Annotated in this window: 23 protein-coding genes; 2 read left to right on the top strand and 21 right to left on the bottom strand. The window is 33.0% G+C overall.

Going from position 1 to position 23,770, the window contains the following annotated elements:
* Positions 1-230 precede the first annotated feature (230 nt).
* From ACIDC4_RS09840 to aspS, 19 genes are all read right to left on the bottom strand, one after another.
* Complete coding sequence (locus ACIDC4_RS09840; protein WP_412042673.1) at positions 231-1,004, bottom strand: Bax inhibitor-1/YccA family protein; 774 nt, start codon at positions 1,002-1,004, stop codon at positions 231-233.
* A 164-nt stretch (positions 1,005-1,168) separates the two neighbouring features.
* Positions 1,169-2,560 (bottom strand): NADH-quinone oxidoreductase subunit N, encoded by a 1,392-nt coding sequence (locus ACIDC4_RS09845; protein WP_230034451.1) that lies wholly within the window; start codon positions 2,558-2,560, stop codon positions 1,169-1,171.
* A gap of 64 nt (positions 2,561-2,624) precedes the next feature.
* Positions 2,625-4,064, bottom strand: coding sequence for a complex I subunit 4 family protein (locus ACIDC4_RS09850; RefSeq protein ID WP_230034453.1), 1,440 nt, complete (start codon positions 4,062-4,064; stop codon positions 2,625-2,627).
* A 10-nt stretch (positions 4,065-4,074) separates the two neighbouring features.
* Positions 4,075-5,958: an NADH-quinone oxidoreductase subunit L gene (gene nuoL / locus ACIDC4_RS09855; RefSeq protein ID WP_412042672.1), complete on the bottom strand. Its 1,884-nt coding sequence runs from the start codon at positions 5,956-5,958 to the stop codon at positions 4,075-4,077.
* 6 nt (positions 5,959-5,964) lie between these two features.
* The gene (gene nuoK, locus ACIDC4_RS09860; protein WP_017494599.1) at positions 5,965-6,285 is read right to left on the bottom strand and encodes an NADH-quinone oxidoreductase subunit NuoK; all 321 of its coding nucleotides are present in this window, start codon (positions 6,283-6,285) and stop codon (positions 5,965-5,967) included.
* Positions 6,285-6,824: an NADH-quinone oxidoreductase subunit J family protein gene (locus ACIDC4_RS09865; protein WP_173969071.1), complete on the bottom strand. Its 540-nt coding sequence runs from the start codon at positions 6,822-6,824 to the stop codon at positions 6,285-6,287. Before ACIDC4_RS09865 ends, nuoK begins: the two co-directional genes overlap by 1 nt.
* Positions 6,825-7,370, bottom strand: coding sequence for a NuoI/complex I 23 kDa subunit family protein (locus ACIDC4_RS09870; protein WP_194615173.1), 546 nt, complete (start codon positions 7,368-7,370; stop codon positions 6,825-6,827). It lies immediately after the preceding gene.
* A gap of 159 nt (positions 7,371-7,529) precedes the next feature.
* Positions 7,530-8,582, bottom strand: a complete 1,053-nt coding sequence (gene nuoH, locus ACIDC4_RS09875; RefSeq protein ID WP_412042671.1) for an NADH-quinone oxidoreductase subunit NuoH — start codon at positions 8,580-8,582, stop codon at positions 7,530-7,532.
* Between the two features lie 3 nt (positions 8,583-8,585).
* On the bottom strand, positions 8,586-9,617 hold the full coding sequence (locus ACIDC4_RS09880; RefSeq protein WP_194615175.1) for an NADH-quinone oxidoreductase subunit G: 1,032 nt from the start codon (positions 9,615-9,617) through the stop codon (positions 8,586-8,588).
* Between the two features lie 82 nt (positions 9,618-9,699).
* Positions 9,700-11,067, bottom strand: a complete 1,368-nt coding sequence (gene nuoF / locus ACIDC4_RS09885; protein ID WP_412042670.1) for an NADH-quinone oxidoreductase subunit NuoF — start codon at positions 11,065-11,067, stop codon at positions 9,700-9,702.
* 6 nt (positions 11,068-11,073) lie between these two features.
* Positions 11,074-11,703 (bottom strand): DUF3226 domain-containing protein, encoded by a 630-nt coding sequence (locus ACIDC4_RS09890; protein WP_412042669.1) that lies wholly within the window; start codon positions 11,701-11,703, stop codon positions 11,074-11,076.
* Positions 11,703-12,857, bottom strand: coding sequence for an AAA family ATPase (locus ACIDC4_RS09895; protein WP_412042668.1), 1,155 nt, complete (start codon positions 12,855-12,857; stop codon positions 11,703-11,705). The genes ACIDC4_RS09890 and ACIDC4_RS09895 overlap by 1 nt, the downstream gene beginning before the upstream one ends.
* 1 nt (position 12,858) lies before the next feature.
* Complete coding sequence (locus ACIDC4_RS09900) at positions 12,859-13,389, bottom strand: complex I 24 kDa subunit family protein (protein ID WP_173969066.1); 531 nt, start codon at positions 13,387-13,389, stop codon at positions 12,859-12,861.
* Between the two features lie 266 nt (positions 13,390-13,655).
* Positions 13,656-14,894 carry an NADH-quinone oxidoreductase subunit D gene (locus tag ACIDC4_RS09905; RefSeq protein WP_194615177.1) on the bottom strand — a complete coding sequence of 413 codons (1,239 nt, stop codon included), beginning with the start codon at positions 14,892-14,894 and terminating at the stop codon, positions 13,656-13,658.
* Between the two features lie 24 nt (positions 14,895-14,918).
* Positions 14,919-15,440 carry an NADH-quinone oxidoreductase subunit C gene (locus ACIDC4_RS09910; protein ID WP_412042667.1) on the bottom strand — a complete coding sequence of 174 codons (522 nt, stop codon included), beginning with the start codon at positions 15,438-15,440 and terminating at the stop codon, positions 14,919-14,921.
* A gap of 1 nt (position 15,441) precedes the next feature.
* Positions 15,442-15,990 (bottom strand): NADH-quinone oxidoreductase subunit B, encoded by a 549-nt coding sequence (locus tag ACIDC4_RS09915; RefSeq protein WP_065451598.1) that lies wholly within the window; start codon positions 15,988-15,990, stop codon positions 15,442-15,444.
* A 177-nt stretch (positions 15,991-16,167) separates the two neighbouring features.
* Positions 16,168-16,533 carry an NADH-quinone oxidoreductase subunit A gene (locus ACIDC4_RS09920; protein WP_194615179.1) on the bottom strand — a complete coding sequence of 122 codons (366 nt, stop codon included), beginning with the start codon at positions 16,531-16,533 and terminating at the stop codon, positions 16,168-16,170.
* 242 nt (positions 16,534-16,775) lie between these two features.
* The gene (locus tag ACIDC4_RS09925; protein ID WP_007137066.1) at positions 16,776-16,970 is read right to left on the bottom strand and encodes a cold-shock protein; all 195 of its coding nucleotides are present in this window, start codon (positions 16,968-16,970) and stop codon (positions 16,776-16,778) included.
* 382 nt (positions 16,971-17,352) lie between these two features.
* The gene (aspS, locus tag ACIDC4_RS09930; RefSeq protein WP_412042666.1) at positions 17,353-19,104 is read right to left on the bottom strand and encodes an aspartate--tRNA ligase; all 1,752 of its coding nucleotides are present in this window, start codon (positions 19,102-19,104) and stop codon (positions 17,353-17,355) included.
* Positions 19,105-19,261: 157 nt separating this feature from the next.
* Between aspS and ACIDC4_RS09935 the strand changes: the two genes are divergently transcribed.
* The gene (locus ACIDC4_RS09935; RefSeq protein WP_412042665.1) at positions 19,262-20,254 is read left to right on the top strand and encodes a TlpA family protein disulfide reductase; all 993 of its coding nucleotides are present in this window, start codon (positions 19,262-19,264) and stop codon (positions 20,252-20,254) included.
* Between the two features lie 210 nt (positions 20,255-20,464).
* Positions 20,465-20,812 (top strand): toxin-antitoxin system YwqK family antitoxin, encoded by a 348-nt coding sequence (locus tag ACIDC4_RS09940; protein WP_230034469.1) that lies wholly within the window; start codon positions 20,465-20,467, stop codon positions 20,810-20,812.
* Positions 20,813-21,039: 227 nt separating this feature from the next.
* Here ACIDC4_RS09940 and ACIDC4_RS09945 read toward each other — a convergent pair whose 3' ends face one another.
* Together ACIDC4_RS09945 and ACIDC4_RS09950 are read right to left on the bottom strand one after the other, a co-directional pair.
* Positions 21,040-22,155 carry a PepSY-associated TM helix domain-containing protein gene (locus ACIDC4_RS09945; protein WP_412042664.1) on the bottom strand — a complete coding sequence of 372 codons (1,116 nt, stop codon included), beginning with the start codon at positions 22,153-22,155 and terminating at the stop codon, positions 21,040-21,042.
* 64 nt (positions 22,156-22,219) lie between these two features.
* The gene (locus ACIDC4_RS09950) at positions 22,220-23,770 is read right to left on the bottom strand and encodes a PepSY-associated TM helix domain-containing protein (protein WP_412042663.1); all 1,551 of its coding nucleotides are present in this window, start codon (positions 23,768-23,770) and stop codon (positions 22,220-22,222) included.

Here is a 23,770-nt window from a genome sequence, read left to right on the forward strand (position 1 = left end):
ATGCAGATTTATTTTTAATTTATCAGATAAAAGAATTAAAGTATTAATCCAGATAAAAATTGAAGTAAGAAAGTAAAAAGCTATTATAGAATTTACGTTTTAAATTGCTTGTATTTTATTATCGAAAGTTATTTACAAATTCTATAAAAGATAGAGGACAAGAATATTGGATCATAAAAAAAGCCCTTTTGATTTCTCAAAAAGGCTTTGTATTTATAGAATAGAAAGAATTAATCTTTACTTGACAATTTCGATAATAATCTTAAGAATTCGATGTATAACCAAACTAAAGTGATCATTAATCCCATAGCGCCATACCATTCCATGAATTTTGGCATTCTTTCCTGAACTCCTTTTTCAATTTGATCAAAATCTAAAAATAAGTTCAAAGCAGCGATAATGATAACAAAAACACTAATTCCGATACTCATCATTCCGTTTCCGTAATGAACAGGAGTAAAGTTAAAAATCAACGAAGCTATCCATGAAATCAAATAATAAGTCGCAATTGCTAAAGTAGCCGCAATAACTACTGACTTAAATTGCTCTGTAACTTTTACAATTTTAAATTTATATAAACCTAAGCAAACTAAAAAGGTTACTAATGTTGCACTAACTGCATTTATTACAATTCCCGGATATTTAGCTTCAAAAACCGCAGAAATTCCTCCAATAAATAAACCTTCAAACAAGGCATAACCTGGAGCCAGATATGGAGAAAGGTGAGGTTTGAATACTGATACTAAAACCAAAATAAAACCTATTATTGCTCCGCCAATTGCAGGTAATAATGCATTCATTCCGTTAAATGCCATCCACCATGTAACCATTGCAGATCCGCATAATATTAAAAATAAAATAGCTGTTTTATTGATAGTACCTGACAAAGTCATTTCCTGATTGTAATCAATAATTTGAGCTTGGTGTACTTCTTCAGCTTTTGAAACAGCATTTGATGAAAAACGCTTGTTGCTTAAAAATGGATTTTTTGAGTTGAAGTTCATATTTCTAATACATTTAAATGAACCCAAATATATGGAGTTTTTTTGAAGCCCGTATTGTTTAAGTTAAATTTTTAACATGAATTTCTCTTCTGAAATAGAATGTCCATAAAATAAAAAATCCATTCGCGATAACGAATGGATTTCTTTATATTTTGATTGAAATTTTAGTTTAACAAATCTAAAACTAATGAAGGAAACAAACCTAAAACTATATTTAAAGTAATCGAAATTACAGCAACTGCATAAATAAGGAATGGTTTTCCTGTACGTTCCTGGTTTGGCTCTTTAGAGTACATGGCCAATATTAATTTGAAATAATAACCAACACTAATAATAGAGTTGATAACAGCAACAATTACTAAAGCAATATATCCGGCCTCAATAGTTTGATTGAATAAAAATAACTTAGCGAAGAATCCAGAGAAAATAGGAATACCGGCCATGGATAACAATGAACCTGTAAGGATTGCCGCTAACAATGGATTTGTTTTTCCTAAACCATGAAAATTCGTAATATCTTCATTGTCCTGATTTTTGCAAACATATAAGATTACGCTAAAAGCAGCAATTCCTGCCAATGCATAAGCAGCTGTATAATATAATAAAACACCTGCTGATGTTGCAACGGTTAATAAAGTCATCAACATAAAACCTGCATGCGAAATTCCTGAGAAAGCCAACATACGTTTTACATTTACCTGACGTAACGCCATTATATTACCAACAGTCATAGAAGCAATTGAAATGATCACTACGATAGTTTCAAATGTTCCCAAAAGATCCTGATTGTCTAAAGAAGGAACAAAGTTTAATGCCGAAACCAATTTATAAAGAGTTGCAATCGCTACTACTTTTGCCAAAGTACTCATTAAAGCGGTAGTTAAAGCAGGAGATCCTTCGTAAACATCCGGAGCCCAAAAGTGAAAAGGAACTGCAGCAACTTTAAACAACATACCAATAATCATTAAAATCATTCCAATTGGAAACCAGATTGGTAACTCAGCAGATAAAGAACTGTCATGAATTTCTGCAACATCAAAACTTCCCATTGCTCCGTAAATCAAGCAAATTCCGAATAAGATAATTCCTGATGCAAAAGATCCCATCAAAAAGTATTTCATACCAGCTTCGTTGCTTTTTAGATTTAATCTTTCACTTGCTGCCAATACATAAAGTGCAATTGATAAAATTTCGATTCCTAAGAAAAACATCGCTAAGTTTCCAAAAGAAACCATTGCAACTCCTCCAGCCAATAAAAATATTTTTATCGCCACAAAATCAGAGATTTTCGTTGGATGATTTTCGTAAAAATTATGACTTAATGCTACTAAGAAAATAGTTAGAATAATAAACAATGATGAAAACGTAGTAGAGAACTTGCTCACCGTAATCATATTATTATAGTAACTTGCTGTTGATCCAAATTCGTAATAGTTAAGTGCCAAAACACCCAATAAACCAATAATGGTTATAGGAACGATGGCCTTTCTTAAATTAAGAATTTCAAACAATAGGCAGAAAATACCCAATCCTGTTATAGCTATTAATGTATTCATTTTTGTTTTTTTGATTTAGGAAATCTCAAACTAATGATGCCCTAATTTATTTTTATTTAAAATATTAATTTTTATTGATAACGTTTAGAATAGTTTCTAAACTTGGTGTAATCAAGTCTGTAATTGGTTTTGGATAAAATCCGAATAATATTAAAACTGCAATAATTACTACAAATGAAATTCCTTCATTAACAGAAACATCTGCAAAAGTTTTAGTATTGGTTTCTCCTAACATTACATTTTGAAACATTTTAAGCATATAATAAGCTCCTAAAATAATAGTGGTTCCACCTAAAATAGCAAACCAAATATTAATTTGAGAAAGACTATACAAAACAGTAAACTCTCCAACGAAATTAAAAGTTCCTGGTAAAGCTACAGAAGCCAATACCAAAATTAAAAACATAGAAGTAAATTTTGGAGATTGAGTACGAATACCGCCCAATTCACCAATTTCTCTCGTTTCGAATCTTCTAAAGATAACTTCACCCGCAAAGAACAATCCTACTACAACAAAACCGTGAGCAATCATTTGCAAAACAGCTCCGCGTAAACCATCAATGGTTAAAGTGTAAGTTCCTGCAGCAATTAATCCAACGTGTGCAAGAGAAGAATAAGCCAATAATTTCTTTAAATCTCTTTGTCTTAAAGCTACAATCGATCCGTAAATTACTCCGGCAATTCCTAAAGCAATGAAAATATTCATGTATTCTTTTGCAGCCAATGGTGCAATTGGCAATTGCCAACGAATAACACTATATAATCCCATTTTTAGCATGATACCAGATAAAAGCATTGTTCCAACAGTTGGTGCTTTTTGGTAAACGTTTGCCTGCCATGTATGGAAAGGAATAATTGGAATTTTAATCGCATACGCTAAAAAGAAAGCTAAGAAAATCCAAAGTTGTTCACTAGCCGATAGATTTAATTTGTACAAATCTTCGATTAAGAAGCTTCCTGCTTTTTGGTATAAATAAATAAAAGCAATTAACATGAACAATGAACCTGCAAGTGTATAAATAAAGAATTTAACCACTGCTTTTCTACGTTCTTCAGCATCACCATTACCCCAAATAAGAGCAATAAAGTAAATAGGAATAAGAGCTAACTCCCAGAAAATATAATATAATAGACCATCTGCTGCAAGGAAAGTTCCTGTCATAGCAAAAGCCATAAATAAGATTAAAGCGTAAAAACCTTTTGCATTTTTATATTCATTCCCAAAAGAAGAGAATATAATAATTGGGGTCAAAGCAGCAGTCAATAATAACATTGCAATTCCTAATCCATCAGCATTTAAAGCAAATGAAATATTAGGTTTAGTAATCCAGGTGTTGATTAAACTGATATTTTCGCCTGCATAAAAATGATTTAGCAATACAATTGAACAACCTAAAGCCGCCAAACTAAAGAACAAAGCTACTTTAGATGCTAGTTTGTCGCCAGCAAAATAAGTGACAAATGCACCAATTAGAAGAATAATTAATATAAGAGAAACGTTCATAGTTGTAAAATTATTTAGCTAAAAATATATAGGAAACAATGGCGCAAAGCCCCAAAACAAATGCAAAAAGATATAATCCGATACTTCCGTTTTGTAATTTTTTGCCTTGAAAAGCTAATTCGTTAGTTACTTTTCCTAATCCAAAAACAAGAGCAGATAAACCCGTCTCAATATAGTCTCTGAAAAATCTTGATAATCCGTTAATAGAACGAACAAATACAGCGTCGTAAGCTTCGTCTACATAATATTTGTTGTATAAAACTTTGGTTAAACCTGTAATGTTTTCATCTGCTTCCGGAACATTATCTTGTTTAAAGTATTTAATGTAAGCAATCAAAATACCTAACAATCCTCCTAAAACAGCAACTCCCATCAAAGTGTATTCTGTTGTACCTAAATGATGTTCTTCTCCTGCCACTTTCGTGAAAAGGGGAGCTAAATATTCATTCAGCCAGCTATTTCCAGGTAAACTGATAAGTCCGCCAAAAGTAGCTAAGATTGCTAGAATGATAAGCGGGATAGTAATTAATGAACCACTTTCATGTAAGTGATGTTTTTGTTCTTCAGTTCCTCTAAATTCTTTGAAGAAAGTAAGGAACATTAATCTGAACATATAGAAAGCTGTCATGATTGAAGCAATCGATCCTACAACGTATAATGGAATACTGTGGTGGAAAGCCGTTAACAAAATTTCATCTTTAGAAAAGAATCCTGAGAAAAATGGAACTCCTGATATTGCCAATGAAGAAATCAACATCGTCCAGAAAGTGATTGGCATTGCTTTACGCAAACCACCCATTTTACGCATATCCTGTTCTCCGTGTAAACCGTGAATAACAGAACCTGATCCTAAGAACAAACAAGCCTTGAAGAAAGCATGAGTAATTACGTGGAAAACGGCTACTTCATAAGCGCCAAATCCTAAGGCTAAAAACATTAAACCTAACTGAGAAACAGTAGAGTAGGCCAATACTTTTTTAATATCTGTCTGAACTAAACCAATCGTTGCAGCAACTAATGAAGTGATAGCTCCAATAACAGCAATAATAGTTTGAACATCTGGTGCCTGATCAAATACAAAGTTTAATCTGGTGATCATAAAGATACCAGCCGTAACCATTGTTGCAGCGTGAATCAATGCCGAAACCGGAGTTGGTCCAGCCATCGCATCAGGTAACCAGGTATATAATGGGATTTGTGCCGATTTACCACAAGCTCCAATGAATAAACATAAAGCTGCTAACGAAAGCAACGGTACATTTAAGTTTGTTGCTCCGGCAATTGCAGTTTTTAAAGTTGCATAATCTAAAGTCGAGAACATCGAACCAAGAATAAACATTCCGATCAAAAGACCTAAATCTCCAATTCTGTTCATGATGAAAGCTTTTTTCGCAGCATCATTGTAATCCTGGTTTTTATGCCAGAATCCAATTAATAAGTACGAACAAAGTCCAACGCCTTCCCAACCAATAAATAAAACTAATAAGTTACTTCCAATTACAAGCGTAATCATAAAGAAAACGAACAAATTCAAGTAAGAGAAGAATTTGTGCATGTTCTCGTCATCATGCATGTAACTGATAGAATATAAGTGAATCAAAGATCCAATTCCCGTTACAAAAAGTAACCAAAGAACAGATAATTGATCTAATAAAAATCCAAGATTGATTTTTAAATTGCTAATTTGAATCCAATCAAATAAAGTCACTTCAATTCCTTTTCCAGTTGAAGTTATTTGATTAAAAAGTAAAAGAGAAACCACAAAAGAAATTGCTACAGCAGCAGTCCCAATGATTCCTGAAACTGTTTTCCCCAGACTCTTGCCAAAGAAAACATTGATTAAAAATCCTAAAAAAGGAGATAAAACTAAAAGTAAAGCTAAATTGGTATCCATTTCTATTTATCCTTTTAAATTTTTTAAATTATCGATACTAATCGAACCTAAATTTCTAAAGATCGAAACTAAAATAGCCAATCCAACTGCAACTTCTGCCGCAGCAACTGCCATCGAGAAGAATACAAAGACTTGCCCTTGTGCATCTTGATGATAAGTTGAAAAAGCAACAAATAAAAGGTTAACAGCATTCAACATGATTTCGATAGACATGAAAACGATAATAGCATTTCGTCTGTACAATACACCAAAAATACCAATACAGAAAAGTACAACACTTAAAAAGATGTAGTTTTCAATACCTATTTGATTTAATATATTACCCATTATTTATTTAATTTTTCTTTTTTAGACAATAGTACAGTTCCAATCATCGCTACTAAAAGCAAGATCGAAGCAAATTCAAACGGAACCATATATTCGTTCAATAATATTTTACCCAATACTTTAATCGATTGGAAATCTTCTCCATTAGATGGGTCGTACTCAACAATTGGCTTAGAGTTGATGAAAATTGCTATTAATACAATGCAAATCAAACAAAAAGAAACAATGGCGCCTAAACGTGTAATTCTAGGTCTGTGTACTTCCCGTTGTTCGTTCAGGTTCATCAACATAATCGTAAACAGGAATAAAATCATGATGGCTCCGGAGTAGACTATAATATGTACAATAGCCAAAAACTGAGCATTTAATAATAAATAGTGACCGGCAATAGAGAAAAAACAAATTACTAAATAGATAGCACTGTGAATTGGGTTTCTGCTAAAAATGGTCAAAAATGCGGTAATCACCGTAATAAACGCTAAGAAACAAAATATAATTTGTACAGTTGTTGCGTGTGCAAAATCAGGAATATGTATCATTTAGTTAGCATTATTAAGTTGAGCATTTTTGATCGCCACATCAAGAGGCATCACTAATCTGTCTTTTCCAAAAATGAAATCTTCTCTTTCATAGCTAGAAGGAACCAATACTTTCGAAGTTGTCAAATAAATGGCGTCTTTTGGACAGGCTTCTTCACATAAACCGCAAAAAATACAACGTAACATATTGATTTCGTAGATCGAAGCATATTTTTCTTCTCTGTACAAGTGTTTTTCATCAGCTTTACGTTCAGCCGCTTTCATTGTGATCGCTTCAGCAGGGCATGATAAAGCACATAATCCGCAAGCGGTACAGTTTTCACGACCTTGCTCATCACGTTTCAACTGGTGCTGACCGCGATAAACCGGACTCATTTCACGCACTTGTTCAGGATAGTGAATCGTCACTTTTTTTCTGAATAAATGTTTAAGTGTGATAAATAATCCTTTCACAATCGCCACAAGATACATTCGCTCTAAAAAAGTCATCTCTTTATTAGAGACCATCTTTTTTCTACCCGATAATGATATAGTTTCTATTGACATTTTTTAATGTATGATTTACGATTTACTATTTGTATGAAACAAATCAAATCTATTTTATTATTATTTGAAGCTAATCCCGCTATCCGCTATATCTTTTATTTTTTCTAAAGAAAAAAAATAAAAGGATGCCGCTTCTATCGGGGCTAGGCATTACGGTTCTTAGAATCCTAAAGCGGCTGCAATTTCGTGTCTTAATATAACAACACCTGTAATCATGATATTAATGATCGAAAGCGGAATTAAAATTCTCCAGCCCAGATTCATTAATTGGTCATATCTAAATCTCGGAATTGTCCAACGTACCCACATATAGAAAAATATGAAGAAACATAATTTTGCAAACAATGCTGCAATTCCCAGTAAATTAGCAGTATTTACACCTACATTTTCTACCATCCATTGCATTCCCGGGTAATTGTATCCACCAAAGAACAACACAGAAATAATTGTAGCAGAGATGAACATACTCGCATATTCAGCAAATAAATAGAATCCCATTTTCATGGATGAATATTCTGTATGGTAACCTCCAATTAATTCGTTTTCACATTCTGCTAAGTCAAAAGGAGTTCTGTTCGTTTCTGCAAAAGAGCAAATCAGGAAGATTAAGAATGATAAAGGCTGATAAAACACATTCCAGTTCATTCCGGCTTGTTGCTCAGAAATCGTTTTTAAACTTAAAGTTCCTGTCATCATTAACAATGCAATTATCGATAATCCCATAGCGACTTCATACGAAACCATTTGTGATGCTGCACGAATAGCTCCCATTAATGAGAATTTATTGTTCGAAGCCCATCCACCAATCATGATGCCGTAAACCCCTACTGAAAGTACCCCAAAAATGTATAATATACCAATATTGATGTCAGTTGCCTGTAAAACAACATCACGGCCAAAAACATGCAATTTGTCTCCCCAAGGAATAACAGCACTGGTCATTAAAGCCGTACTCATGGCAATTGCAGGTCCTACAACAAATAAAAATTTGTTTGGTGTATTTGGGAAAAACTCTTCTTTCGAGAATAATTTCATACCATCTGCAAGAGGCTGTAACAAACCACCCCATCCTGCACGGTTAGGTCCCACACGATCCTGTAAAAAAGCTGCAACTTTACGTTCAGCCCAGGTAGAATACATTGCCATGATCATAGTTATCGCAAAAACGACAATAATAACAACACTTTTTTCTATAATAAATGCACTTTCCATTTCTTAAGATTTTTTATCGTTAGTTGTTAATGGAATTGCGGCCATACTAATTTTTTTACGATCGGCATCTCTACCTAAAAGAATATTCTTTTCAGTATCAATTTCAACTTTCTCTAATTTTTGAGTGTAATTATTTTGGTTGATAACAGAATCTTTTTCAAATTCTCTTGGTCCTTCAATAACCCAGTCATTCACGTTTTTGTGATCAAAACGACAGCTGTTGCAAATGAATTCTTCTACTTCATGATACTCGTCTTTACGACCAGTAACACGTTGAATTTCTCCTCCAAACATCCATACGGTAGTTTTACCACAACATCCGGGAGTTGTACATTCTCTGTGCGCATTGAAAGGTTTGTTAAACCAAACTCTTGATTTAAAACGGAAAGTTTTATCTGTTAAAGCTCCAACCGGACAAACGTCGATCATGTTTCCTGAAAACTCATTATCGATTGCTTTAGAAATTCCGGTAGAAATATTAGCGTGATCTCCACGATCTAATACTCCGTGAACTCTGTTGTCTGTCAATTGATCTGCAACTTGTACACATCTTTGACATAAAATACAACGGTTCATATGTAGTTGAATATGTGGGCCAATATCTTCTGGCTCAAATGTTCTTTTTTCTTCAATAAAACGTGATTTTGGATTTCCGTGCTCAAAACTTAAGTTTTGAAGATCACATTCTCCAGCCTGATCACAAATAGGGCAATCTAACGGGTGATTGATCAATAAAAATTCAGTTACAGATTTACGGGCTTCAGTTACACGAGCCGACGATTTACTGTTTACTTCCATTCCGTCCATACATCCTGTTACGCAAGATGCCATCAATTTTGGCATTGGTCTTGGGTCAGCTTCACTTCCTTTAGAAACTTCAACTAAACAACAACGACATTTTCCGCCGCTGCCTTTTAATTTTGAGTAATAGCACATGGCTGGCGGAACCAAATCTCCACCAATCATACGTGCAGCCTGCAGGATTGTTGTTCCTGGCTCTACGTCTATACTTTGACCGTCTATGGTTACTTTCATCTTTGTTTTGTTTTTTTAGTTTCAGATTTAAAGTTTCAGGTTTGTACTTGAAACTAAAAAAACATGAAACTTGAAACTATTTTTAAACTGTTTGTTTGCCTACTAAATGTTTTACTTGCGAAAAAGGTTCAGCAACAAAGTGATCTCTGTTTTTTATTTTTTCAGGGAAACGAACGTGATATTCAAACTCATCTCTAAAGTGACGAATTGCCGCTGCTACTGGCCATGCTGCTGCATCTCCAAGTGGGCAAATCGTGTTACCCTCAATTTTACTTTGAATGCTCCACAATAATTCGATATCCTCTTCACGGCCCTGACCGTTTTCAATTCTCCATAATATTTTTTCTAACCATCCTGTACCTTCACGACAAGGTGTACATTGTCCGCAAGATTCATGGTGATAGAAACGAGAAAAATTCCAGGTGTTTCTTACGACACAAGCAGTGTCATTGTAAACGATAAATCCTCCTGAACCTAACATAGATCCGGTAGCAAAACCACCATCACTTAAAGATTCGTAAGACATTAATCGATCTTCTCCGTTTGCTGTTTTAAAAATTAATTCAGCTGGTAAAATTGGCACTGAAGATCCTCCCGGTACAAATGCTTTCAAAGGTCGGCTGGAAGACATTCCTCCTAAATATTCGTCAGAATTCATGAATTCATCAACGCTTAAACCTAATTCAATTTCATAAACTCCTGGATTTTTAATGTGTCCTGAAGCTGAGATTAATTTAGTTCCTGTTGAACGACCAATACCAATTTTAGCATAATCATCACCAGAATTGTTGATAATCCACGGCACAGTAGCGATAGTCTCAACATTATTTACCACTGTTGGGTTTGCCCAAAGTCCTGAAACTGCAGGGAAAGGTGGTTTAATACGAGGATTTCCTCTTTTACCTTCCAGTGACTCGATAAGTGCAGTTTCTTCTCCGCAAATATAAGCACCAGCTCCACAGTGAACATATAACTCTAAATCGTAACCTGTACCTAATATATTTTTTCCTAACCAACCGGCAGCTTTAGCTTCGGCGATTGCTCTTTCTAATATTTTGAAAACCCACATATATTCTCCACGAATGTAGATATATGATAGATTAGCGCCTAAGGCAAAACTTGAGGTAATCATTCCTTCGATCAATAAGTGAGGAATAAATTCCATCAAGTAACGATCCTTGAAAGTTCCCGGTTCAGACTCGTCGGCGTTGCAAACTAAGTGTCTTGGTTTTCCAGATTTTTTATCAATAAAGCTCCATTTCATTCCGGCAGGGAAACCTGCACCTCCACGACCACGAAGACCAGATTTTTTTACTTCTTCAGTAACTTCATCCGGTGTAAGGGTTTTTAGGGCTTTTTCTACAGATGCATAACCACCATTTTGGCGATATACTTCGTAGGTTTTAATTCCTGGAATATTGATTTTATCTAATAATATTTTTTGTGACATATTTATTTAATCATTAAATAGATTATCATTTATGAAATCTAGCAATTTTTTTATTTCCTTATTTTTATTAGGATCTATTTCCCATATTTCATTATCTGCGTAATTGTAGGTGGTTGCACCTTTATAGTCCCATTTTATACTTCTTTGATTTTTAAACAAATCAATTTTAGAATATATAAATGCTTTCTGTGCAGGAATATTTAAATTTTCTTTATTTGACATTTTAATGCAATCTATCATTCCATTCCAACACGGGTCAAAAAAATTAAAATTACTATTTATACAACTATCTAGTAAGTTTTCTAAAATCCCTTCATTTTCATCATTAAAAGGGAGTAAATATATTTCAAATTTTGTTTCTAAATTCTGTTGAATATCATTTAATTCTTTTAATCTATTTGTTCTTCCTCCATTAATCCTTGTAGAATCGGTGTCAAAAATAATTAAATTTTTAGCCCTTTCGTCTTTTCTTCTAGCATCTATTAATAACGGTTGATCAATTAATTTATCTTTCCCTTTTACATCAACAACTAAATCTTTATCATCAATTTTAAAAAATGATTTCAAAAGAAAATCAAGAAATAATTTATCGCTGTTTCCTTCTACAAATATTTTGTTTAAATCGTACTTTTTCATTAGCCTCTTAACTCGACATTAGATTCTATCCCTGCACTTATTTGATTATGATTAAAAGTTGATACATAAATTTTTTCTTTTTTTGTGCTTTCTTCGAGCTTTATTAATCTGATATTATTAACAATATCTAAATTTTCAGAAGCTTTTACAAATGCTTCAGTACATTCTTGACTATGTGTTGTTGCAAATAGTTGTACTTCTAATTCCTTACAAATTTTAAAAATATTAATCCAAAAACTTTCCATTTTAGAATAATGAATACCAGTTGCTATTTCATCAATCATTATTCTATTGCTTTTACATTTATAGATTTCTAAAATGTATCTAATATATTGATTTACGCCATCTCCATAATACGTGATGGGAACATAATCTTCATTTCTTTTTAATTTTAATGATAAAATATCTCTATCGAAATAACTTTTTATCATAACATTTTCTATATCTTCAAAAAACACAGACAATGTTTTTATAAAATCTTGTTGGTCATTATAGCTTAATGATTTTACTTTCAAATTGACAAAACTATCATCGTCTATACCTGAACTAATAATTTCATTATCCCCAAGACCAATTTCTTCTGCATAATATCGATTGACATCAATATTAAATCCTGCATCTTTACTAATAAAAGGTTGATAACCATGACTAAATTTGGTTTTAAAATCATCTAAATACATGAATTGTAAATTATTATATTCATCATTTATATAAGTTTTAATCCATAAATTTGGTCTTCCTATATCATAATTATTTTTTACTTCTTTTTCAAAATCAAGTTCTTCTAATTCTTCAATTCTTTTATCTTCAAATTTAAAATTGAAAGAAGATTTTTCATTTTTCCAATTAATTGTAATAAACTTATTAGAAGTTTTATTCTTTAGATAATCGAAATAGTTTTTCTCTGGGAAAACTGGATTTTTAGAATGTATTCTTAATGGATGGATGTGTAAGTTTCTTTTGCATAAAGTGTTATGTAGGTTCTCTATACATTTGTCAATGTCTTCATCTATTAATAATGCTTCTAATAAACATGTTTTTCCAACATTATTGTCTCCAACAATCAGATTAAATTGCCCAATATCATTTACCTCAAGAGAGTCAAACTTCTTGAAATTTTCGATTTTGAAATATGTTAAATGATTGTTATCCACTTTATTTATCGTGTAATATTATTTTATCATCTTTACAATCAGCGATTAACTGATCAATCTTATCTTCTGTCAATTTTTCTTTGTAGAAATCGCCTAATTGTAACATTGGAGCATATCCGCAGGCACCTAAACATTCTACGCCGGCAATGGTAAACATTCCGTCTGGAGTTGTTTCTCCCATTTTAATGCCTAGTTTCTCAGAAGTATAATCCATTAAATTTTCGGCACCATTTAGACAACAACAAGAAGTCTGGCAAAACTCGAACATGTATTTTCCAATTGGTTTTTGGTTGAACATGGTATAAAAAGTAACCACTTCATAAACTTCAATTGGTTTTATCTGAAGAATTTCGGCAACTTTATCTTGCAATTCAATGCTAAGCCAGTTGTTATGCGCATCCTGCACTTCGTGCAAAACAGGCAACAATGCTGATTTTTGTTTGCCTTCAGGATAATGACTGATTAATTCATTGATACGGGTGATCAATGCTTCGGTCATATTTATTTCTTGTTTGTAATGTTTTCTTTCCATTCTTAATTTTAGATTTTAGATTTTAGATTTTAGATTTTTCCAATCTTTGTCCTTAATCCATATTCTGCAATCTTATAATTTTAGATTTTAGATTTCTGATTTTAGATTTTTAAATCTGTTGTCTTTAAATCTATATTCTGCAATCTTTTTTTAGTTTTAGATTTTTCAATCTGAATTCTTCAATTCTATATAAGTTTAGATTTCAACCTAAATTCTAAAATTTGCTATATGCAATCTAAAATCTAAAATCTTCAATCTAAAATTTTTTACGCGTCTAATTCTCCTGCAATTACATTTAAACTTGATAAGATAACAATCGCATCAGAAAGTAAAGATCCTTTAATCATTTCAGGATATGCCTGGTAATAAATAAAACAAGGTCTTCTAAAATGTAATCTATATGGAGTTCTGCTTCCGTCTGTAACTAAATAAAATCCTAATTCTCCGTTTCCGCCTTCAACTGCATGATACACTTCTGCAACTGGTACAGGAACTTCTCCCATTACAATTTTGAAGTGATAAATTAGAGATTCCATAGAAGTGTAAACATCTTCTTTTGGAGGAAGGTAGTAATCAGGAACTTCTGCATGATATTCGTTTCCGGCTGGCATTTTGTCCAAAGCCTGACGAATAATGCTTAAACTTTCACGAACTTCTGCATTACGAACACAGAAACGATCGTAAGTATCTCCTGATTTTCCAACAGGAACAATAAAATCAAAATCTTCGTAAGAAGAGTAAGGGTGTGCTACACGTACATCATAATCAACTCCGGCAGCACGTAAGTTAGGACCTGTAAATCCGTAAGCCATTGCTTGCTCTGCAGAGATTGCACCTACGTCTACGGTTCTGTCAAGGAAAATTCTGTTTCTTTCGAATAAGTTTTCAAATTCTTGCCATGCGACAGGAAATTCTTTTAAAAATACATCTAGTTTGCGGAAAGCTTCTGGTGACCAATCTCTTTCGAAACCACCAATTCTTCCCATATTTGTTGTTAAACGAGCACCACAAATTTCTTCGTAAATCTCGTAAACTTTCTCTCTAAATTGAAAAACATATAAGAAACCAGTATAAGCACCAGTATCAACACCTAAGATTGAGTTACAAATTAAGTGATCCGTAATACGGGCCAATTCCATTACGATAACTCTTAAATACTGAGCGCGTTTAGGAACTTCAATATTTAGTAATTTCTCCAGAGTCATCCACCATCCCATATTATTGATAGGAGAGGAGCAATAGTTCATACGGTCCGTAAGAGGTGTGATTTGATAAAAAGGACGATTTTCGGCGATTTTCTCAAAAGCTCTGTGAATGTAACCAATAGTTGGTTCAGCTTCAAGAATTCTCTCACCGTCCATCAACAGGATATTTTGAAAAATACCGTGAGTGGCTGGGTGTGTTGGGCCTAAATTCAGTACCGAAAGCTCGCTTCCGTCTTCGTTTAGTTTATCCTTAACTATTTTAGCATAACGATGCTCTGGTGGTAATAATAGTTCTGACATTTTATAATGTTGAATTATTTATTTTTAGCAATTTGTTGTTGTTCTTCCAAAGAATCTGTCATCTTTATCAGTTCTTCCGCTGTCTTCCATTGGGAATTCTTTTCGCATTGGAAAAGACACCATTTCATCCATATTCAAAATACGTTTCAATTGCGGGTGTCCAATAAAGTTTACTCCGTAAAAGTCGTATGTTTCTCTTTCCATCCAGTTTGAACTTAAGAAAATATTTGAAATGGTTTTAATTTCTGGTTTTTCACCGTTTAAGAATACTTTAATTCTAATTCTTTTGTTTTCGTACCAGTTGTGTAAATGATATACTATGGCAAACTGACGATCCGTTTCGTTATCCGGATAGTGAACTCCGCATAAATCAGTTAAAAAGTGAAAACGAAGGTCAGAATCATTTTTTAGAAAAAGAATCAAAGCTGTGATTTTGTCAGCGCTGGTTTCTAATGTAAAAACATCTCTTTCCTCGTGAAAATTAAAAACACTTGAATCAAATGTTTCGGTAAGTTTATCTTGTATCAGGGTATTTTCTAAAGCCATCTTATGAAATATTATATGAAGCTAATAATTCTTGGTATTCCGGAGAGCTTCTGCGTCTAACAGATTCGCTTTTTACCAGTTCCTGAAGTCTCATTACTCCATCAACAATTTGTTCTGGTCTTGGTGGGCATCCCGGTACATAAACGTCAACAGGAATTACTTTGTCGATTCCTTGTAAAACAGAATAAGTATCAAAGATTCCTCCTGATGAAGCACAAGCTCCAACAGCAATAACCCAGCGTGGTTCAGACATTTGTTCGTAAACCTGTCTTAAAATAGGGGCCATTTTTTTAGAAATAGTTCCCATAACAAGCAACATATCAGCCTGACGAGGAGAGAAACTCACACGCTCAGAACCAAATCGTGCTAAATCGTAGTGTGAAGCCATTGTAGCCATGAATTCGATACCACAGCATGAAGTTGCAAAAGGCAATGGCCATAATGAATTGGCTCTTGCTAAACCTACAACATCGTTAAGTTTTGTAGCGAAGAAACCTTCTCCTACAACCCCTTCTGGTGGTGCAACCATATTTACATTTGAATTGCTCATTTTATTTTAGATTTCTGATTTTAGATTTTAGATTTGAGAAATCATAAAAATTAAAATCAATTTTTTAAATCAGTATATTAATCCGAAGAAATTAAATTTTATATTGTGGTTTTATTTAAGCTCAGGCATTTGCTAATTCTTAAATCTAAAATCATCAATCTAAAATCTAAAATCGTGTTATTCCCAGTCTAATGCTTTTTTCTTGATGATGTAGAAAAAGCCTACTAATAGAAGTGACATGAATACGATCATCTTTAGCATTCCTTCTACTCCTAATTCTTTAAAGTTTACTGCCCAAGGATAAAGGAAAATTACCTCTACATCGAACAATACAAACAAAATGGCTACTAGGAAGTATTTTACTGAAAAAGGGATACGTGCATTACCAACAGATTCGATACCGCACTCAAAGTTTTTATCTTTGGTTTCAGAGCTTCTTTTTGGGCCTAATTTTCCGGAAATAATAATTGTTCCTACCACAAAACCAACAGCTAAAATGAACTGCATTAAAATAGGAATGTAATTGTATTGATCAGATTGCATAATCTTAGGTTTTTTACTTAAAGAATAAGCCACAAAGATAACTTTCAACTCTGTAAATCACAAGCTAAAAAAGGATTTAAGTGTGTTACAAAAGGGTGAATATTTGTAATTTTTATTCATTATAAATAATAGTAGGGTATTTTAAGACTTTTTTAAGATTTGGGCAAAAAAAAACGTCTCGAAATAAATCGAAACGTTTTTAAACCATTCAGAGGCAAAAAAAATAAATTGCTATATTTTTCTTAGATTACTGCTACTTTAGCAGCAACTTTCCCTTTTCTTCCTTCTTCTTCTTCGTAGCTTACACGGTCACCTTCGCGTAATTCTTCCGCGTTAATTCCTGAAGCGTGAACGAAGATATCTTTTCCTGTTTCTTCGTCTGTAATGAATCCATAACCTTTAGATTCATTGAAAAATTTTACTGTACCTGTACGCATTGTAATTGTAATAATAATTTATAATGAAGCAAATGTAATATATAAATTCATACAAAAGACAATAAGGTGTTAATTTTTTGTAAAAATTATTGATTCACAGTGTTTTCGCTATTTATATTGCATCAATTTTGATATGGAAGTAATTTATTTAAGAATCATTAATTGTAAGAATAAAAGTTAAAAAAGTAGCTTATAGTTTACAAATTTTTCTTATATTATGCACAGGATGATCCTTAAAACTGTGTAAATGTGACAGAATAGTTGTAATTACTGATGTTGTTGGTTTGAAACACTATTAAATTTGAGTTAAAAAATGGTGAAAATCAAAAAAAATGGCAGCTAAATTTTGAGCTGCCATATATAATTTTAAAATTCTAAGAATTTATATTGTGTCAATTTTGATGTGTAATTCTTTCAATTGAGCATCATCGATTGCAGCAGGTGCATCGATCATTACATCACGTCCTGAATTATTTTTTGGGAAAGCAATAAAATCTCTAATTGTTTCCTGACCTCCTAAAATAGCAACCAATCTGTCAAGTCCAAATGCTAAACCTCCGTGAGGTGGTGCTCCAAATTGAAAAGCATCCATTAAGAAACCAAATTGTGCTTTTGCTTCTTCTTCGGTAAAACCTAAATATTTGAACATTAATTGTTGAGTCGCTTTATCATGAATACGAATAGATCCTCCTCCAATTTCATTTCCGTTTAATACCATATCATATGCATTAGCACGAACTTTTCCAGGTTCAGTTTCTAATAAAGCCATATCTTCTGGTTTTGGAGATGTAAATGGGTGGTGCATTGCATGATAACGTCCACTTTCTTCATCAAGTTCTAATAACGGGAAATCTACAACCCACAACGGAGCGAATTCCTCTGGTTTACGCAATCCTAAACGAGTTGCTAATTCCATACGAAGTGCAGAAAGCTGAGCACGTGTTTTATTAGCTGGTCCCGAAAGTACAAAAATCATATCTCCAGGTTTTGCTCCTGTAATTTTTGCCCATTGTCCTAAATCGTCCTGATCATAAAATTTATCTACAGATGATTTAAAAGTTCCGTCGTCATTGCATTTTGCGTACACCATTCCTGATGCACCAACTTGAGGACGTTTTACCCAGTCAATCAATCCGTCGATTTCTTTACGGGTATAATTTCCTGCTCCGGGAACTGCAATACCAACAACTAATTCTGCAGCATTGAATACAGGGAAATCTTTATGTTGTGCAAATTCGTTTAACTCACCAAACTCCATTCCAAAACGAATGTCCGGTTTGTCATTTCCATATGTTTTCATAGCATAGTCGTAGGTAATTCTAGGGAATTTATCTACTTCGATACCTTTAATTTCTTTTAGTAAATGTCTTGTCAATCCTTCAAAAACATTCAAAATATCTTCTTGCTCCACAAATGCCATTTCGCAATCGATTTGTGTAAACTCAGGCTGACGGTCTGCACGTAAATCTTCGTCACGGAAACATTTTACGATCTGGAAGTATTTATCCATTCCGCCCACCATCAATAATTGTTTAAAAGTTTGTGGTGATTGTGGCAAAGCATAAAATTGACCTTCGTTCATACGGCTTGGTACAACGAAATCTCTAGCGCCTTCCGGAGTCGATTTGATTAAGTAAGGAGTCTCAACTTCGCAGAAATCTAAATCAGATAAATATTTACGAACTTCCATTGCCACTTTGTGACGGAAAAGCAAACTGTTTTTTACCGGATTTCTACGAATGTCTAAATAACGATATTTCATTCTGATATCTTCTCCACCATCAGTTTCATCTTCAATAGTAAATGGAGGTGTTAATGCTGCATTTAAGATCGTTAATTCAGTAACTAAAATTTCGATCTCACCAGTTGGTATGTTCTTGTTCTTAGCTTCACGCTCAATAACAGTCCCTTTTACCTGAATTACAAATTCACGACCCAGCGTTTTAGCTAGTTCAAAAACAGTTTTATCAGTACGACTTTCGTCGAAAATAAGTTGTGTAATTCCGTAACGGTCGCGTAAATCAACCCAATTCATAAATCCTTTATCGCGTGATTTTTGAACCCAACCCGCTAGTGTAACTTCCGTATTAATATTTGAGGCGTTTAACTCGCCACAATTATGACTTCTATACATGATCAAAATTTTAGACTGCAAAAGTAAACACAAAATTCAAATTAATGTAGTAAAGTGATCACTAGATGCTCAATAATTTGAAATATTTTGTTAATTCTTAAATTTTGAAGCTGTAATTTCTTTAGATTTGAATCACTTAAAACAAACTTTAATTTATATGAACAAACTTTTTGTTACTGGTCTGTTGATTTTTAGCGCTTTGAATGTTATAGGTCAAACCAAAAATCAAATTAAATTTACGGCTAAAATTACCAATAGAAATAGCGATACTTTAGTGATTGTGGGCAAGGATAATTTTAAACAAATTATTCCGATTAATAAAAAAGAGGTCTTTGCAGCCAATTTTGATGCACCAAAAGGATTTTATGTGTTTTCTGACGGTACAGAATCTTCTCGTTTATACCTAAAACCAAATTCAGAGGTTAATCTAACGATGAATGCCAAAGAATTTGATGAAACGATTTTGTATAAAGGTAAAGGTGTTGAAGAAAGTAATTTTTTGGCACAGCAAGCTTTAAGAAATGAAAAATTGGAGGAAGCTTATTCTAAAGAACCGGCTGAATTTGCAGTAATATTAGAGGCTAAGAATAAAACAGATAAAGAAAGTTTAGAGAAAGGATCTTTTGATGCCGAATTTGTAACTGCAATGAAAAGTAATTTTGAACGCTTTAATGAATTTGCTATTAGGAATTATGAAAGTGCATCTAAAGCAAATAAATTTACCGGAAAGCCTTCTCCTGATTTCGACTATGAGAATTTTAAAGGGGGAAAAACAAAACTTTCTGATCTAAAGGGGAAATATGTTTACATCGATCTTTGGGCAACCTGGTGTGCACCTTGTAGAGCTGAAATTCCGTATTTGCAGAAAATTGAAGAAAAATATCATGGAAAAAATATTGAGTTCGTAAGTATTTCGATTGATAAATTGAAAGACAATGAAAAATGGAAAAAATTTGTAACAGATAAAAGTTTAGGCGGAATTCAATTATTCGCCGATAAAGATTGGGAATCTGAGTTTGTAACGAGTTATGGTGTAACCGGAATTCCGAGATTTATTATTGTTGATCCAAAAGGAAATGTTTTAAGCGCAGATGCTGCAAGACCTTCATCTCCAGAACTTCAAACGCAATTAGACTCATTATTGAAGTAATTTATTACGAAAATTATAACGTTATAGTAAATTTATATTTTTGATAAAAACCAAGTAAAACCAGTGCTTCAGCGCTGGTTTTTTTTGTTTTAGGTAAATTTTCAATGTTAAGCTTTTACTCAATGTTACCAAATTGTTAAGTAAAAGTTTTTTTAATGTAAACAATTAATTATATTTGATAACGATTTGATAACATTAAAACCTCAAAATATGAAAAAGTGTGTAATTTTAGTTGCAATATTGTTCTCTGGAATTTTAGTTGCACAAGAGATAAAACCAGAATTAGAAGCTGTTGGAAACAAAGTAAAAGCTACTTATTATCATGAAAATGGTCAGGTACAACAAGAAGGCTTTTTTAAAGATGGTAAATTAGATGGAGTTTGGGTATCTTATGATGAAAAAGGAAATAAAGTTGCCGTAGGAGAATACACAGACGGATTGAAAACTGGAAAATGGATTTTCTTTAATGAAAAAAACCTTTGCGAGGTTGCTTACGAAAACAGCAAAGTGACTTCAGTTAAAAACTTGCAGAAAAATGCTTTAGCAAATAGAAATTAATACTATTTCGAATAATTTAGAAAACCGCTTTAATTAGCGGTTTTTTTTGGATCAGTAAATATTGTGTTTGGCTAATGATTTTAATCGCAAAGAACGCAAGTTTTTTTATTTATAAGATTTTATATAAACGCAAAGTTCGCAAAGCTATAATTTATAAAGCTTTGCGAACTTTGCGTTTGTAATTATAATGATAAGATGAAACTTGCGTTCTTTGCGGTTAATTTTTTTTATGCCTTTATTTTTTTACAGGATTTATTTCTTCTTCCGTACCAAATTACAAAACCCGTTACAGGCAAAGCCGCCGCAATTAAGCTGATAATAAAAGCAATAATTTTTCCCGGTAAATCTAAAATTTGTCCGGTATGAATTCCGTAATTCATTTCGACAACTTGCAGGCCCAAACTCTTTTTATCGAAAGGCTGGCTTTGTATTAATTTACCATCACCCGGATGAAAGTAATAATTGCTTTGATGATCGTATCGTAAGGTATGAGGATAAGCACCGGTATTAATTAAGTCTCCTTTTTGCAGAGGATAAGTTATAAAAATCATTCCGGCTTCAGGTTGTAGTTTCATGGTTTCAACAAAAGCACGATCGACAGCAATAAGTTTGTTAGTCGCAAATTTGGTAGTGTCAATTACTGGCGCTTTTGTTTCTAAAGCTTTATCTCCGCCAAAATTGAAGGTTTTATAAATCCCGTCTCCAACCCATTCGTAAGTAAAAGTTAAACCTGTAATGGCAATAATAGCAGCAATAATCGCAATATAAAATCCGGAAGTGTTGTGCCAGTCATAATTTACACGACGCCATTTTGCAGACCATTTTATGGTGAAACTTCGCTTGATATCACTTCTTCGCTTTGGCCACCATTGAATAATTCCCGAAATTAATAAAAGAATAAAAATAATTGTTGCGCCGCCAATAATGTGTTTCCCGATATAATCCGGCAAAAGCAAATACAAATGAATGTACTCAACAATGATAAAAAAATCAGTCGCTGGATCTTCGGTTTTTAAATATTTTCCTGTGTAGGGATTAAAGTAGAGATATCTGTTTTCGGTATCAGAATAGGTGTAAACAATCGCAGATCTGTTTTTTCCGTAAAAAGAAACCATTGATTGTTTATAATCCGGAAGAATTTCTTTTGCTTTTTCCTGTAAAAGCGATGGCATTACAAAAGGCTTGTTTTGAGGTTCAACCAATCGCCATTCTTTTCGGGTAATGTCTTTTATTTCGTCATGAAAACAAAAAATACAACCAGTAACACTTATAATAAAAACAATAAGCCCGGAAATTAATCCGAGCCATTTATGTAGAAAACGTATTTGTTTTTTAAATCCCATTTTTTTGAATAAAGCGTAAAAGTATACGCTAAATCAATAGAGGGCAAATTATTTAAGCTAATTTTTAAGAAACTGCTTTTTTGGGTTTTAAATGATAGGCAACGTAAAGTGTTAGCGAAGCCAAAACAATCCAGAAAACATCAATAAAGAAAACCTGAATCTGATTGTGCATAAACGAATTCCAAAACCAGTTTCCGGATACGATTCCGTTTGTAATTGGAATTAAAAAACCTAAAATGCTCCCTGAAATTAAACAGAACTTATTAGTGAAATCATCATTCTTTTTAAGGATAAAAAAGATTGCCAGAATCAGCCATCCTCCAAAATAAACCGCAAAAAGATTATTCTGACTTAGCGGATAAAATATTTTAGTAACAATAAATGCAAGTGCAGTAATAGGATACATGCTTAGACAGATTGCCAAATAAATACGAACAACTGCAGCATTGAAACGTCTTTTCTTTTCAGGTAAATTATTTTTTTGTCTGGCAACTAACCAAATCATTACGCCCGAAATGATAACAAAACAAGTAATGATTCCCAGAACGAAACTTACGATTCTTAGAGCGTAACCTCCGTAGTCGCCAAAATGTATTTTATATAAAACATTTTTTACAACATCGAGATAGTTATTTTGCGTAACAGGATTTTTCTTTGCAATTTCTTTCTCATCAGCAATTCGGTAAATTACTTTTCCTATTCCGGTGAATTTTTTGTGACTTAGCATTTCGCCTTCAACAACAACATGCATATTTGCATCACCATAATTCTGAATAAAAACACGGGTAATTTCAAAATCCTTCCAATTACTTTTGGCTTTTGCTACTAACTGATCGATATTAAAAGGTGTTGCTAATTTTTTATTTTCAAATTTATATTCAGGATCACTGTATTCCAGTTCTTTATATAATTTATCCTGATCTCCTTTGTACAATGTCATTACAGCGGGAGCAACAATCAAAAGTTTGATCATAAAAAAGGCTCCTGTCACGGCATATACAAACTGAAATGGTAAACCAATCATTCCTAATGCGGTATGAGCATCTGTCCATAATGTCTTTAGTTTTTCCTTTGGACGGAAAATATAAAAGTTAGAAACGATTTTTTTCCAATGCAATAAAACACCGGTTATGATGGCAAATAAGAAAAATAAAGCAATAAAGCCGGAAAGGTAATACCCCACCGGATACGGAATTTGAGCCAGGAAATGTAATCGATACAAAAATTCGCCTAATGAATACGATTGTTCGTAAGTAAAAGTCTTGAAGGTTTTAGTGTCGAGATAGAAAAATGAACCTTCTTTTTGTTTGGCTGGAGCCAAAGTATCTTTGGTACCTTCCATATAAACGGCAACTCTTCTTTCGTTGCTGTTTTTAGAAATGGTCACGTTTCTTCCGTGCAGAACGTATTCTTTGTCTAATTTTTTTAAAGCGGTATTATAGTCTAATTGAATTTCTTTGGTAATAGCAGTAGATTCGTTTCTTTCCCAATTGTTGATATCATCTCTGAAAAAAGAAAAAGATCCTGCAAAAAAAATCACAAAGAGTACTACGCTGATAACAATTCCGCTAACAGTATGGGTATGAAAATAGATGTTATAATTACGATTGTTCAT

The sequence above is a fragment of the Flavobacterium sp. C3NV genome, assembly GCF_046825355.2.
Lineage (GTDB): Bacteria > Bacteroidota > Bacteroidia > Flavobacteriales > Flavobacteriaceae > Flavobacterium.